This window comes from Mycobacterium sp. NGS59, assembly GCF_059812345.1.
On record NZ_JCALCN010000002.1, the window covers coordinates 227971 to 241319 of the forward strand.

13 protein-coding genes are annotated in these 13349 nt (G+C 67.2%); 6 read left to right on the forward strand and 7 right to left on the reverse strand.

Annotated elements, in window-relative coordinates; translation table 11 throughout:
• Positions 1-4 precede the first annotated feature (4 nt).
• Both purL and AC5Y46_RS03600 read left to right on the forward strand, forming a co-directional pair.
• Complete coding sequence (purL, locus tag AC5Y46_RS03595) at positions 5-2290, forward strand: phosphoribosylformylglycinamidine synthase subunit PurL (protein ID WP_499943550.1); 2286 nt, start codon at positions 5-7, stop codon at positions 2288-2290.
• Positions 2291-2439: 149 nt separating this feature from the next.
• Complete coding sequence (locus AC5Y46_RS03600; protein ID WP_499943549.1) at positions 2440-3021, forward strand: hypothetical protein; 582 nt, start codon at positions 2440-2442, stop codon at positions 3019-3021.
• Positions 3022-3036: 15 nt separating this feature from the next.
• Here the strand turns inward: AC5Y46_RS03600 and AC5Y46_RS03605 are convergent, their stop codons facing one another.
• A complete protein-coding gene (locus AC5Y46_RS03605) occupies positions 3037-4245 on the reverse strand; it encodes an MCE family protein (RefSeq protein WP_499943547.1) in 1209 nt (402 codons plus the stop codon).
• A gap of 19 nt (positions 4246-4264) precedes the next feature.
• On the opposite strand from AC5Y46_RS03605, the gene AC5Y46_RS03610 reads away from it, so the two are divergent.
• The 3 genes from AC5Y46_RS03610 to purM all read left to right on the forward strand — a co-directional run bounded on the left by AC5Y46_RS03610 (position 4265) and on the right by purM (position 7454).
• A complete protein-coding gene (locus AC5Y46_RS03610; RefSeq protein ID WP_499943546.1) occupies positions 4265-4651 on the forward strand; it encodes a sterol carrier family protein in 387 nt (128 codons plus the stop codon).
• 132 nt (positions 4652-4783) lie between these two features.
• Positions 4784-6316 (forward strand): amidophosphoribosyltransferase, encoded by a 1533-nt coding sequence (gene purF / locus AC5Y46_RS03615; RefSeq protein ID WP_499943545.1) that lies wholly within the window; start codon positions 4784-4786, stop codon positions 6314-6316.
• Between the two features lie 73 nt (positions 6317-6389).
• Entirely contained in the window at positions 6390-7454 is a 1065-nt protein-coding gene (purM, locus tag AC5Y46_RS03620) for a phosphoribosylformylglycinamidine cyclo-ligase (RefSeq protein WP_499943544.1), read from the forward strand.
• Between the two features lie 60 nt (positions 7455-7514).
• Here purM and AC5Y46_RS03625 read toward each other — a convergent pair whose 3' ends face one another.
• A complete protein-coding gene (locus tag AC5Y46_RS03625; protein ID WP_499943543.1) occupies positions 7515-7688 on the reverse strand; it encodes a DUF3073 domain-containing protein in 174 nt (57 codons plus the stop codon).
• Positions 7689-7853: 165 nt separating this feature from the next.
• Positions 7854-8939, reverse strand: coding sequence for a CAF17-like 4Fe-4S cluster assembly/insertion protein YgfZ (gene ygfZ / locus AC5Y46_RS03630; RefSeq protein ID WP_499943542.1), 1086 nt, complete (start codon positions 8937-8939; stop codon positions 7854-7856).
• A gap of 131 nt (positions 8940-9070) precedes the next feature.
• Between ygfZ and AC5Y46_RS03635 the strand changes: the two genes are divergently transcribed.
• Positions 9071-9943, forward strand: a complete 873-nt coding sequence (locus AC5Y46_RS03635) for an aminodeoxychorismate lyase (RefSeq protein ID WP_499943678.1) — start codon at positions 9071-9073, stop codon at positions 9941-9943.
• A 266-nt stretch (positions 9944-10209) separates the two neighbouring features.
• Here the strand turns inward: AC5Y46_RS03635 and AC5Y46_RS03640 are convergent, their stop codons facing one another.
• The 4 genes from AC5Y46_RS03640 to lmeA all read right to left on the reverse strand — a co-directional run bounded on the left by AC5Y46_RS03640 (position 10210) and on the right by lmeA (position 13328).
• On the reverse strand, positions 10210-10884 hold the full coding sequence (locus AC5Y46_RS03640) for a heme-binding beta-barrel domain-containing protein (protein WP_499943541.1): 675 nt from the start codon (positions 10882-10884) through the stop codon (positions 10210-10212).
• A gap of 160 nt (positions 10885-11044) precedes the next feature.
• Positions 11045-11347 (reverse strand): DUF1416 domain-containing protein, encoded by a 303-nt coding sequence (locus AC5Y46_RS03645; RefSeq protein ID WP_499943539.1) that lies wholly within the window; start codon positions 11345-11347, stop codon positions 11045-11047.
• A 1-nt stretch (position 11348) separates the two neighbouring features.
• Positions 11349-12182 carry a sulfurtransferase gene (locus AC5Y46_RS03650; protein WP_499943538.1) on the reverse strand — a complete coding sequence of 278 codons (834 nt, stop codon included), beginning with the start codon at positions 12180-12182 and terminating at the stop codon, positions 11349-11351.
• A gap of 348 nt (positions 12183-12530) precedes the next feature.
• Entirely contained in the window at positions 12531-13328 is a 798-nt protein-coding gene (gene lmeA / locus AC5Y46_RS03655) for a mannan chain length control protein LmeA (protein WP_499943537.1), read from the reverse strand.
• Positions 13329-13349 lie beyond the last annotated feature (21 nt).

The following is a 13349-nucleotide window of genomic DNA, read 5'->3' on the forward strand; positions in this document are numbered from 1 at the left end:
CTGCGTGACGAGCGCGCAGCCCTCATCGATCGACACCGTCGAGCACGCCGCAACCAGCCCCGACCAGCCGCAACCCTTCCACGAGTTGGGTCTCAAGGACGACGAGTACCAGCGGATCCGGGAGATCCTGGGCCGGCGGCCCACCGACACCGAGCTGGCGATGTATTCGGTGATGTGGAGCGAGCACTGCTCGTACAAGTCCTCCAAGGTGCACCTGCGCTACTTCGGTGAGACCACCACCGACGAGATGCGCACCGGCATGCTGGCCGGCATCGGCGAGAACGCCGGAGTCGTCGACATCGGCGACGGCTGGGCGGTCACCTTCAAAGTGGAGTCGCACAACCACCCCTCCTATGTGGAGCCCTACCAGGGCGCGGCCACCGGCGTCGGTGGCATCGTGCGCGACATCATGGCGATGGGCGCGCGCCCGGTGGCGGTGATGGACCAGCTCCGGTTCGGTGCCGCCGATGCGCCCGACACCCGTCGCGTGGTGGACGGGGTGGTCCGAGGTATCGGCGGCTACGGAAACTCCTTGGGACTGCCCAACATAGGCGGTGAAACCGTCTTCGACGCCAGCTACGCCGGCAACCCGTTGGTCAATGCGTTGTGCGTCGGTGTCCTACGGCAAGAGGACCTGCATCTGGCGTTCGCCTCGGGCGCCGGGAACAAGATCATCCTGTTCGGGGCGCGGACCGGTCTGGACGGCATCGGCGGGGTGTCGGTGCTGGCGTCGGACACCTTTGACGCCGAAAACTCACGTAAGAAGCTGCCGTCGGTACAGGTCGGCGATCCGTTCATGGAGAAAGTGCTCATCGAGTGCTGCCTGGAGCTCTACGCCGGTGGTCTGGTGATCGGCATCCAAGACCTGGGCGGTGCCGGATTGTCATGCGCCACCTCGGAATTGGCTTCTGCTGGGGACGGTGGCATGGCCATCGATCTGGACACCGTACCGCTGCGGGCCAAGGACATGACCCCGGCCGAGGTGCTGTGCAGCGAGTCCCAGGAGCGGATGTGTGCGGTGGTGGCACCGGAGAACGTCGAGGCGTTCATGGCGGTGTGCCGCAGATGGGAAGTGCTGGCCACCGTCATCGGCGAGGTCACCGACGGAGACCGGCTACGCATCACCTGGCACGGGGAGACGGTCGTGGACGTGCCGCCGCGCACGGTCGCCCACGAAGGGCCGGTCTATCAGCGTCCGGTCGCCCGCCCGGAAGCACAGGATGCCCTCAACGCCGACACGTCCGCCGGGCTGCCCCGCCCGTCCACCGGTGCCGAGCTACGCGCGACTTTGCTTGCGCTGCTTGGCAGTCCGCATCTGTGCAGTCGGGCATTCATCACCGAACAGTACGACCGCTACGTGCGCGGCAACACGGTGCTCGCCGAGCACGCCGACGGCGGTGTGCTGCGCATCGACGAGGCGACCGGCCGCGGTATCGCGCTGTCCACCGACGCGTCGGGACGCTACACCCAGCTCGATCCCTACACCGGTGCACAGCTCGCGCTGGCCGAGGCCTACCGCAACGTGGCGGTCACCGGCGCCACCCCGGTCGCGGTGACCAATTGCCTCAACTTCGGTTCGCCCGAAGATCCCGGCGTGATGTGGCAGTTCTCCCAGGCGGTGCGCGGGTTGGCCGATGGTTGTGCGGCTCTGGGCATCCCGGTCACCGGCGGCAACGTCAGCTTCTACAACCAGACGGGATCGTCGGCGATCCTGCCGACGCCGGTAGTCGGCGTCCTCGGCGTGATCGACGACGTCGGCCGGCGCATCCCGACAGGGTTGGGCGCCGAACCCGGAGAAACCCTCATTCTGCTCGGCGATACCCGCGACGAACTCGACGGATCGGTCTGGGCGCAGATCGCCGGCGACCATCTGGGTGGCCGACCGCCCACCGTGGATCTGGCGCGGGAGAAGCTCCTGGCCGAGGTGCTCAGCGCGGCATCCCGGGACGGACTGGTGACCGCCGCACACGACCTCTCCGAGGGCGGGCTGGCCCAAGCCGTCGTCGAGGCGGCGCTGGCCGGTGAAACCGGTTGTCGCATAGTGCTTCCCGAGGGATCAGACCCGTTCGTGACATTGTTCTCCGAGTCCTCCGGACGGGTGCTGGTCGCCGTACCCCGCACCGAGGAGAGCCGGTTCCGGTCCATGTGCGAGGCGCGGGGATTGCCCGCCGTCCGCATCGGCGTCGTCGACCAGGCCTCGGACGGCATCGAGGTGCAAGGGCTGTTCACCATCCCCTTGGCCGAATTGCGCGAGACCTCCGAAGCGGTGCTGCCGCGCTTCTTCGGCTAACGCCGCCGGCGAAGAAATACCCGGTTTCCGGGATTACCGCGGAAAGTCGCGGGTACTTGAGCGTCGAGGTCCTCGATCTTGCGGATAGCTGAGCCAGATGCACCGCCCCACCCGGCCATTTTCGATTGCACAGAGGCAGGGACGCAGCCATGGCCACAGCAAGCCTCCACCGCGCTGACACGGGTATCTCGCTGCAGAAGATCGACCGTTATGGCCACGAACGCCGGGTCATGGCGGCGGGTTGGACTGTTCTGCTGATCGTGATCGCCGTTCTATCGGCCTGGGCTCACTACCGCACCGAACAACCGGATTCACCGGACAGCGAAGCGGTTGCACCGACGCCCGAGTCGCTGGCGGCATGGCGCACCAAATCCGAGCCGCTGATCAGTCACCTGGTAGCCGAGCGAAACACCATTGCCGCTGCTGCCACCCGCCGCGATGTCGCGGCCACGGCTGCGGCATGCCAATCCGCCGCCGGCGCGGTCAGCGAACTACACCAACAGCTGCCGAGCCCGGAGCGGGCGCTGAACAGAACGCTGCAGCAGGCAGTCACCGACTACGAGATCGGTCTGCCCTATTGCATCTCCGCCGCGCGCACCGAAGACGCCGCAGGAATGCTGCAGGCGGCGACCCATATCCGGCACGGAGACGCTTTCCTGCGCGAAGCCCTGGACATTCTCGACCAGCACTGCCGCGGCGGCGGTCCCCATGGCGGACTACTGATGGTGTAGTGCAGCGGGCACAGATCAGGGATTGATGGTGTAGTCACCGACCTGGCGACCCCACACGTAGTCGAGCATCAGCGGCGAGGGAAGTTCGAAGTGGTTGTAGGGCGCCAGACTGGCCCCGACGTCCATCACCAGCAGCGGGGCGGGCCACAGCTGACGGGTGACCGGCTGCCAGCAGCCTGGTTTGCCGCCGGGGCCGCCGCGTGCATTCACCCGGGGCAGGTTCTCCGGGTAGAAGTACGGCGGCGGCGCCCCGGTGATGCCGCCCGCCGAGTTCGCACCGAGCGCGTAGCCGTTGAACCCCAGTGCCGCACGGATTTTGGGTGCGACGTGGTCGTAGTTGCGCAATGTGCAAAAGACCTCGGGGCTGTACTCGTCGAGCAGCCGTGCGGTCGGTTCCAGGTCGATGGCTCCGCGGGTCAGGAAGGGCCCCGCCCGCTCGAATACCGGCGAGCCGATGTTGCCCAAGCCCGCAGCCGCCAGTAACGCCTCGTCGAGGTCACCTTGTTGCCTGTCGACGGTGCGGGCCGTGGTCGCGGCGGCGTCGAGGGCCTCCACCACGTCTGGGACGGCGTCGGCGTAGGTGTCTCCCAGGGCCGCGAGGCGCTGAATATCCAAGCGGGCCTGCGGCAGTCGCGGGTTCAGGTCATCCAGGATGGCGTTGCCATTCGACAGCGAAGCGCCGAACTCGTCGCCCAACCCGGTCAGCGCCTGCGCGGCGGCGTTCAACGTCAGATTGAGCTTGACCGGGTCGACCTTCTCCGAGATGGCGGTGAGAGTTTCGAACAAGCTGTTGAACTCGGTGGTCACCTGGGTCGCGTTGATGACCGTCGAGGGTGTGACGTGTTGCGGTGACGGCGCGGATGTCGGTGAGCTCAGCGCTATGTACTTGTTGCCGAACACGGTCGTCGCCTTGATCTCGGCAGCGACGTTGGCCGGGATCTGCGGGATGTAGCGCGGATAGATATCCAGCACCAGCTGCGCTGCCGGGACGCCGTGGTGGGTGATCTCGGAGATTTGGGACACCCGGCCGATCTGCACGCCGTTGTAGGTGACCTTGGCGCCGGGGTCCATCACCAGACCCGCCCGCGGGGCGATCATCGTCAACTTGGTCTTCGGGGTGAAGTTGCCGCGGAACTGCCAATACAGCGACCCCAGCACGATCACCAGCACAATCAGCGCGAGCACGCCGATGGTCTTGAAAGGTGGCCGCGTCCGCGGGTCCATAGTTCTGAGACCCTAGGGTATGGCTGCCCGGAATAGCGCTGATCCGGCGAAGACTCGGCAGGCCGTGCTGGCCATTGCGGAATGGTTACGCGACGAGACCCGTCCCGGGCCGGACCGGGCTGAGCTCGGGACGGCTGTGCGACTTACCGCCCGCACACTGGCTGCCCTGGCGCCCGGCGCCAGCGTCGAAGTCCGGGTGCCGCCGTTCGTCGCGGTGCAGTGCGTCGCGGGGCCCCGGCACACCCGCGGAACACCGCCGAACGTCGTGGAGACCGACCCGCGCACGTGGCTGTTGGTGGCCACGGGGCTGATGGGTTTCGACGAGGCCTCCGACAGCGGTCTGCTGCGTCTGTCGGGCAGCCGGTCGAGTGAGATTGGCCACCTGTTACCGGTGGTGCATATGTGACTTGACCTGCGTGTTTGGCGCGACACGCCGAAAATGAACGGGAATAACACGCCCGCCGAATTCGTCGCTACCGGCGGCAAAGCCGTAGACTCCGTTACCGTCACTACCCGCGCCCCAGGGAGCCGCCAAACCGTGACCGTGCAGCCCGAAGAAGACTTCAACTCGCCCCGTGAAGAGTGCGGTGTATTCGGGGTCTGGGCCCCGGGTGAAGACGTCGCCAAGCTCACGTACTACGGCCTGTATGCGTTGCAGCATCGCGGCCAGGAAGCCGCGGGCATCGCGGTCGCCGACGGATCCCAGGTTCTGGTGTTCAAGGACTTAGGTCTGGTCAGTCAGGTATTCGACGAGCAGACGTTGGCGGCCATGGACGGCCACGTCGCGATCGGGCACTGCCGCTACTCCACGACCGGGGACACGACCTGGGAGAACGCCCAGCCGGTGTTCCGTAACACCGCGGCCGGGACCGGAGTTGCCTTGGGGCACAACGGAAATCTGGTCAACGCCGCCGAGCTGGCGGCCCGGGCCCGCGACGCGGGGCTGATGGCCAGGCGGTGCCCGGCACCGGCGACCACCGACTCCGACATCCTGGGCGCGCTGCTGGCGCACGGCGCGGCCGACTCCAGCCTGGAACAGGCGGCGCTGGAACTGCTGCCGACGGTGCGTGGTGCGTTCTGTCTGACGTTCATGGACGAGAACACCCTGTACGCCTGTCGCGACCCGCACGGGGTGCGTCCGTTGTCGCTGGGCCGGCTCGACCGCGGCTGGGTCGTCGCCTCCGAAACCGCCGCGCTCGACATCGTCGGCGCCTCCTTCGTCCGCGACATCGAGCCCGGTGAACTGCTGGCCATCGACGCCGACGGAGTGCGGTCCACCCGGTTCGCCAACCCGTCGCCCAAGGGCTGCATCTTCGAGTACGTCTATCTGGCCCGGCCGGACAGCGTCATCGCCGGGCGGTCGATTCACGGTGCCCGGCTCGAGATCGGCCGTCGGCTGGCCCGCGAATGCCCGGTGGACGCCGACCTGGTGATAGGTGTGCCGGAATCCGGCACACCCGCCGCGGTGGGGTACGCCCAGGAATCGGGCATCCCCTACGGCCAGGGCCTGATGAAGAACGCATATGTCGGGCGAACCTTCATCCAGCCGTCTCAGACGATCCGCCAGCTCGGCATCCGGCTCAAGCTCAATCCGCTCAAAGAAGTGATCCGCGGCAAGCGGCTCATCGTCGTCGACGACTCGATCGTGCGAGGTAACACCCAACGCGCGCTGGTGCGCATGCTGCGTGAGGCCGGCGCGGTGGAGGTGCACGTGCGGATCGCCTCACCGCCGGTGAAATGGCCGTGCTTCTACGGCATCGACTTCCCGTCGCCGGCCGAGTTGATCGCCAACGCCGTCGAGGACGAAGGCGAGATGCTCGAGGCGGTGCGGCACGCGATCAACGCCGACACGCTGGGATACATCTCGCTGCGCGGGCTGATCGCGGCCACCGAGCAACCCGCCTCGCGGTTGTGCACGGCGTGCTTCGACGGCACCTACCCGATCGAGCTGCCGAGTGAGAGCGCGCTGGGTAAGAACGTGATCGAGCACATGCTCGCCACCGCCGCGCGCGGGGCCGGCATGGGCGAGTTGTCCGGCCAGCAAGTCCCGGAAGTTCCCGTCTCGCGCTGACGATTACGACTCTCGGCGCGCAATCGGCGGTGACGCGTACCGCCGTGGCCGGCTACCGGTAGCCTTTATCGCGATGACGGATCCCGAAGGCGTCACTTACGCATCGGCCGGGGTGGACATCGAGGCCGGTGACCGCGCCGTCGACTTGTTCAAGCCGCTGGCAGTCAGGGCCACCAGACCCGAGGTACGTGGTGGGCTGGGCGGATTCGCCGGGCTGTTCGCCTTGCGTGGCGACTACCGCGAACCGGTGCTGGCGGCGTCCACCGACGGCGTCGGCACCAAGATCGCGGTCGCTCAAGCGATGGACAAGCACGACACCGTCGGGCTGGACCTGGTCGCGATGGTGGTCGACGACCTCGTCGTGTGTGGCGCCGAGCCGCTGTTCCTGCAGGACTACATCGCGGTGGGCCGCACTGTCCCGGAACGGGTCGCGGCGATCGTCAGCGGCATCGTCGAGGGCTGCGTGCGGGCGGGCTGCGCCCTGTTGGGGGGCGAGACGGCCGAGCATCCCGGCCTGATGGAACCGGACCACTACGACATCTCGGCGACCGGTGTCGGCGTGGTCGAGGCCGACGACGTGCTGGGCCCCGAGCGCGTCAAACCAGGTGACGTCATCATCGCAATGGCATCCTCGGGACTGCATTCCAACGGTTATTCGCTGGCCCGTTCCGTTCTCCTCGACATCGACCGGATGAACCTCGCCGGTTATGTGGAGGAGTTCGGTCGCACGCTGGGCGAGGAGCTGCTGGAGCCGACCGTCATCTACGCCAAAGACTGTCTGGCACTGGCCGCCGAGACCCAGGTCCGCACGTTCTGCCATGTCACCGGCGGAGGGCTGGCCGGCAACCTGGCGCGGGTCATCCCGCACGGGCTGGTCGCCGAGGTGGACCGCGGCACATGGACCCCGGCGCCGGTGTTCGGCATGATCGCCCAGCGGGGCCGGGTAGCGCGGGCCGAGATGGAGAAGACGTTCAACATGGGGGTGGGCATGATCGCCGTCGTCGCCCCCGAGGACACCGATCGCGCCCAGGCGATACTGACCGCGCGGCACCTGGACTGTTGGGTGCTGGGCACCGTGGGCAAGGGAGGAAAAGAGGGCCCTCGGGCCAAGCTCGTCGGACAGCACCCGCGTTTCTAGGCCCAGACGTCAAGCCGACCGTGCCGTTGCGATGTGCAGGGCACGGTCGGGTGGTGAGGTCTAGCGGCGCCAGTCGTCCTGGTCGTCGTATGAATCGTCGTCCGCGTGGTCCGACTCATCGGTGCTCGTCCCTGACAGCTCGCGCTGCAGCCGCGTGAAGTCCGTCTGCGGGGAGCTGTACTTCAGTTCTCGAGCAACCTTGGTCTGCTTTGCCTTAGCCCGGCCGCGGCCCATGGGGGAACCCCCTCGCGAAATAACGGAGCGGCCTAACAAGTAGGCGGCTCCGATCTCTTAGTGTCATTGTCCTGCCGACAGCTTACCGTGCCCGGTGCCCGAACGTCGGCTCGCCCTGCCTGGGGACACCGACCGGCCCGGGGATGTCGTCGACGTCACAGTCGATCAACGGCCACCGCCGCGCAGCCGCTCCACGGCGAGCCGTCCGGCGCCCACCTCGTCGACTGGCGGCAGTGATTCGGCGTCGATCACCGCGGCGACCTCGCCCTCGGCGCCCGCCGCCAGCTCGGTGTCGCCCGGTATGCCGCGTTTGAGTAGCGCCAGCGCTATCGGGCCCAGGTCGACGTGCTCGACGACCGTTCCCAGCCGCCCGACCGTGCGCCCACCGGCAAGGACCGGGTCACCGGTAGACGGCCGGTCCACCGAACCGTCGAGGTGCAGCAGGACCAGCATCCGGGGCGGTTTGCCCAGATTGTGCACCCGCGCGACCGTTTCCTGTCCCCGGTAGCAGCCCTTGTCCAGATGCACCGCGCCCTCGCCGGGGCCGCCGATCCAGCGCACTTCGTGCGGGATGGTGCGCTCGTCGGTGTCCACGCCCAGCCGCGGACGCAGCGCGGCCACCCGATGAGCTTCATAGGCCCACACCCCGGCCGGGCGCACACCGAGGCGCCGCTGCCAGTCGCCCGATTCGCCGCGCGGCACCAGCAGGTCCAGTTCGACCGGCCCGTCCGCAACGCCGCGCATACGTCGCACCAAACCGCCACCGGCCAGCGGCATCGACTGCCCTTCGGCCGGTAGCGCGTCCAGTCCCAGCGCGTCGAGCACCGTTGTGTCTGCCAGCCGTGGACCGAGCAGTGAGAGCACCGCCAGGTCCGCGGCCGCGGGTGTGACGTCGGACCAGAAGACCATCCTGGACAGGTAGTTCAGCAACGGCTCGCCCCGCCACGGCTCGGTGTCGAGGTAGGTGGTGCCGCCCAGCTCGGTCTGCAACCAGTGGTCCTCGACCCGGCCTTGCCCGTCCAGACTCAGATTCTGGGTGCACGCGCCTTCGGGCAGTGCGCTGACGTGCTGGGTGGAGATGTTGTGCAGCCAGGATTGCCGGTCGTCGCCGGTCAGGGCCAGCACTGCACGATGCGAGCGGTCCACCAGGATGGCGTCGGTTTCGCCGGCCCGCTGTTCACCCAGCGGATCGCCGTAATGCCAGATCGCACCGGCGTCGGGTCCGGGATCCGGGGCAGGGACTGGGTTCACACGTCAACCTTACGGCGACGGCTCCGGGCCACCCGAACGTCACGCTGGCGTGACGCTCGACGTCGACAGTCACGCCAGCGCGACGCACGCTGGGAACGACGGGGTAGCTAGGCTGACCCCTCATGGCCGCTGTGGTTGTCACGCTCGACGGCGCGATCGTCGATCCGGGAACGCCGCTGCTGCACGCCGACGACCTGGCCGCGGTCCGCGGTGACGGGGTGTTCGAGACGCTGCTGGTGCGCGACGGCAGGGCATGTCTGATCGAGTCGCACCTGCAACGGCTGACCCAGTCCGCCAAGCTGATGGACCTACCCGAACCTGATTTGCCCGGCTGGCGTCGCGCGATCGACGTCGCGACCCGACAGTGGGTCGCGACCACCGGTGCGGAAGCCGCGATGCGGCTGGTCTACAGCCGCGGCCGGGAGAGCGGTTCGGCCCCGACCGGCTACGTCGCAGTCAACCAGGTGCCGGAACGAGTGGCCGCGGTGCGCCGTGACGGCGTATCGGCGATCACCCTCGAAAGAGGGTTGCCGGCCAAGGGAATCGATGCGATGCCCTGGCTGCTGGCCGGCGCCAAGACGCTGTCTTACGCGGTGAACATGGCGGTGTTGCGCCACGCGTCCCGCCGCGGCGCGGGTGATGTCGTGTTCGTCAGCACCGACGGTTACGTCCTGGAGGGTCCGCGCTCGACGGTGGTCATCGCGACCGACGGCGAGAACGGCAAGCCCTGTCTGTTGACCCCGCCGCCGTGGTTCCCCATCCTGCGGGGAACCACCCAACAAGCGCTGTTCGAGGTCGCGCGCGGCAACGGCTACGACTGCGACTACCGTGCCCTTCGGGTTGCGGATCTGCTTGCGGCTCAGGGCGTTTGGTTGATATCGAGCATGACGCTGGCGGCCCGGGTGCACACTCTGGACGGTCGGCTGCTGCCCCCCGCGCCCTTCGCGGCCACGTTCGCCGAGTTGATCGACGCCGCGATAGTCAGCGACCGGGACGGCCGGTAGCGGCCGAAATTTAATGGCTGGCAACCGTTTCGGGGTCGGTGGTAGCTTCGTCAGTACACAGGAAAGGAGGTGGTCCGCGAAATTGATAGCTTCATGGACATGTGAGGTGGCTGCGCGCTAGCTGCATTGGCTCGGAAGAGTCAGCGATCAACGCGCGCTGGCGAATTTCCCGCAGTCACCCGGCCCTCGAGCTTCCGGTCTGTCCAACCGGAATATGGCTCGGGGGCCGCTCCATTTCCCCGGCCAGCCATTGCGGCGGGAGGCGATCAGCCGACGTAGCGAGCCAGGCGCGCCGACAGATGCGGCACCAAGGCGCCGTCGGCGTCGACCCGTTCCTCCACGTAACCCAGGTCGCCGCCCTCGACGATGCCGTACAACCGCTTGGCGCCGCCGACCAGCACACCCGACCGGCTGCGCGCCAGGGCGTCGGTGGCCAACTCCCACGACGACTGGGTGAGTGGTCGCCCATAGAAGAGCTCGACGTATCCCGACGAGTGTGCCAACAAGAGTTCGATCGCGGTGGATTCGGTCGGATCGTCTGGGTCGCTGACGAAGCGCCAAAATCCCGTCTCGCGCAGACCGGGCTCTCCGTAGTCGCCCGAGGCGGTGAGCCGCCACGACCGGGCTTCCCAGTTCAGGTAGTCGCCCCCGTCGTGGGAGACCACGATCTGCTGGCCGAAGCGGTAGTCGCCGTGGCTCCCGCGACCCTCGCCTTCGCCGCGCCAGACCCCGACCAGCGGCAGCAACGCCAGCAATGCGTCGTTCAGGCTGGCGCCCTCGCGCAGGTTGGCGGTGTCCGCGGGTAGCGGCAGGTCGTCGAACGCCGGAATATTGCGCGCGGCGGTCAGTTTGGCGCGTTCGGCCGCGGCGGCGACGGCACGATCCGCCGAACCGGCGGCCTCGGAACCGCCTGCCGCGTCATCGCCCTCGGTCGGGGTCACGACTCGTCGGTGATCAACCGGTACAGCGCATACAGCGCAAACCAGGAGATGACCCCGGTCGCCACGACCAGCATGATCTCGAAGAACAGCACCACGGGGACGAGTCTATTCTCACCTGTTGCTCGGGCTGGTACATCCGGGCGCTGATGTGACCGACCCGTCAGGCGATCTTGATGTCCACCTCGTGGACGCCCGCGCCCGACGGCGCCACCGCGGCGTCTCCGTTGCCCAATTTGGACAATGCCCGCAGTGTCCACGATCCCGGCGCGGCGAAGAAGCGGAAGTCACCGGTGGCCGACGCGACGACCTCCGCGGTGAACTCGTCGGAGGAGTCCAACAACCGCACGAACGCGCCGCCGACGGCTTGTCCGTCCCGGTCGACGACGCGACCGGTGATCACCGTTTCCTTCTCCAGGTCGACGCTGGCGGGCAACGTCAGTCCTTGTTTCGGTGCAGAGCACATGTCAGCTTCCCAACTCGATCGGGGCACCCACCAGGGAGCCGTATTCCGTCCAACTGCCGTCGTAGTTCTTGACGTTCTGGTGTCCGAGCAATTCCTGCAGCACGAACCAGGTGTGCGACGATCGTTCCCCGATTCGACAGTAGGCAATCGTCTCCTTGGAGCCGTCCAGGCCGGCGTCGGCGTACAACTTGGCCAACTCGTCGTCGGACTTGAAGGTGCCGTCCTCGTTGGCTGCCTTGCTCCACGGCACGTTGATGGCGCTCGGGACGTGGCCGGGGCGCTGGCTCTGTTCCTGCGGCAGGTGAGCCGGGGCCAGGATCTTGCCGGAGAACTCGTCGGGGGATCGCACGTCGACGAGATTCTTGACGCCGATGGCCGAGATGACCTCGTCCCGGAACGCGCGGATGGTGTTGTCCGGTGCGGACGCGGAGTAGGAGGTAGCCGGTCGGCTGACGGCGTCGCTGGACAGGGGACGGCCGTCGAGTTCCCACTTCTTGCGGCCACCGTCGAGCAGCTTGACGTTCTGGTGACCGTACAGCTTGAAGTACCAGTACGCGTAGGCAGCGAACCAGTTGTTGTTGCCGCCGTAGAGGATCACGGTGTCGTCGTTGGAGATGCCGCGGTCAGACAGCAGCTTGGAGAACTGCTCGGCGTCGACGAAGTCGCGTTTGACCGGGTCCTGCAGGTCGGTGCGCCAGTCCAGCTTGATCGCGCCGGGGATGTGACCGCCGTCGTAAGCGCTGGTGTCCTCGTCGACCTCGACGAAGACGATGTCTTCGGCATCCAGGTTGCTCTCCGCCCAGTCGGCAGAGACCAGGACGTCGGAGCGTGCCATGGTGGATCCTTTCGATTTCTATTGATGGATTTCGGGCACTACCTGACCGCTTGGCGCGGACGTCCACGCACTCGGGTGGTATCGGTGCTCGACACGGATTTACTCCTAGGTATGCCTGTTGCGCGTAAGGAGACATGCCGCGGTGAGAGCTCCGGGCTGCTCCGAGTGCTGCGCAGAAAGGCGCGGCTACTCAGCAGCTACAGCAACAGCAACAACCCGCGGTGCGGCACAGATCGACTGTGCGGCACTTGGAGAGCAGAAGCTCGGTGCGGGCTGACACGTCGGACAGCTTACCCAATGACACAGTGATGAAGCCAACAACGGCATTACGGCCGCCAACCGGCCGATTCACGACTGTTTGAATTCCACCAGCCGGACGGCGACGTCGTAGGTGATGCCTTCGATGATGACGTCGGAGCCGCGGGCCCCGACGGTGGTCGGTCCCACTCCGAACGGCAACTTCTGGCCGGGCAACCTGCCGCTGAACGCGCGCAGCACGGCCGTCCGCTTGTCGTCCGGGACAACCTGGTCGGCCGTGTTTGGGCCGAGGAGCACGCCGGTGGGGGTGATGACCAGCGTCGCCGAATCATCCGAGGCGATGGACAGGTCTACCGAGACGCTGACCCGGTGATCGAAAGCCGCCGATTTCGGAGTGCCGCTGAACACCAGCCCGTGGCTGCCGGATATTCCAGACTCGGTGGTTCCGCCGGTGGCGTCGTTGGACTCCTGGGGCGGCGTCTCCACCATCAGGTCGGTGATGCCCAGATATCGGCCCAGATGCACCGAGTCGATGATGATGCGGCTTTCCAGTTCGCGCACCGGCAGCTTGGCGTCCTGTCTGATCAGCCAGGATGAGTCAGTGAGCCCGATCGAATGCATGGTCGCCTCGAGGGTGGCCCGGCCGACCCCCGGTTGATCGACGCCGCTGGCCTTTATCTCCAGTTCGTTGTAGTGCTGGCGCATCGCCTGCGGGATGAACGGGAAGGCCAGGATGGCCACGAACGGGTCCGATTCCAGGTCGGCGGCTCTGCGGACGGCAGCCGAGAGGCGGTATTCGGCGAAGATGCTCGCGCCGTAGTCGACGCTCAACGCGCCGAGCACGACGGCGATCGTCACGGCGGCCGCACCGACCAGGATCCTGCGCACCGAGTCATTGTGACACCGCTC

Bases quoted from the DNA above. Each gene is read 5' to 3' on its own strand.
- AC5Y46_RS03600 (WP_499943549.1), top strand. From the start codon at position 2,440: ATGGCCACAGCAAGCCTCCACCGCGCTGACACGGGTATCTCGCTGCAG.
- AC5Y46_RS03605 (WP_499943547.1), bottom strand. From the start codon at position 4,245: ATGGACCCGCGGACGCGGCCACCTTTCAAGACCATCGGCGTGCTCGCG.
- AC5Y46_RS03610 (WP_499943546.1), top strand. From the start codon at position 4,265: ATGGCTGCCCGGAATAGCGCTGATCCGGCGAAGACTCGGCAGGCCGTG.
- purM (WP_499943544.1), top strand. From the start codon at position 6,390: ATGACGGATCCCGAAGGCGTCACTTACGCATCGGCCGGGGTGGACATC.
- AC5Y46_RS03625 (WP_499943543.1), bottom strand. From the start codon at position 7,688: ATGGGCCGCGGCCGGGCTAAGGCAAAGCAGACCAAGGTTGCTCGAGAA.
- AC5Y46_RS03645 (WP_499943539.1), bottom strand. From the start codon at position 11,347: ATGTGCTCTGCACCGAAACAAGGACTGACGTTGCCCGCCAGCGTCGAC.
- AC5Y46_RS03650 (WP_499943538.1), bottom strand. From the start codon at position 12,182: ATGGCACGCTCCGACGTCCTGGTCTCTGCCGACTGGGCGGAGAGCAAC.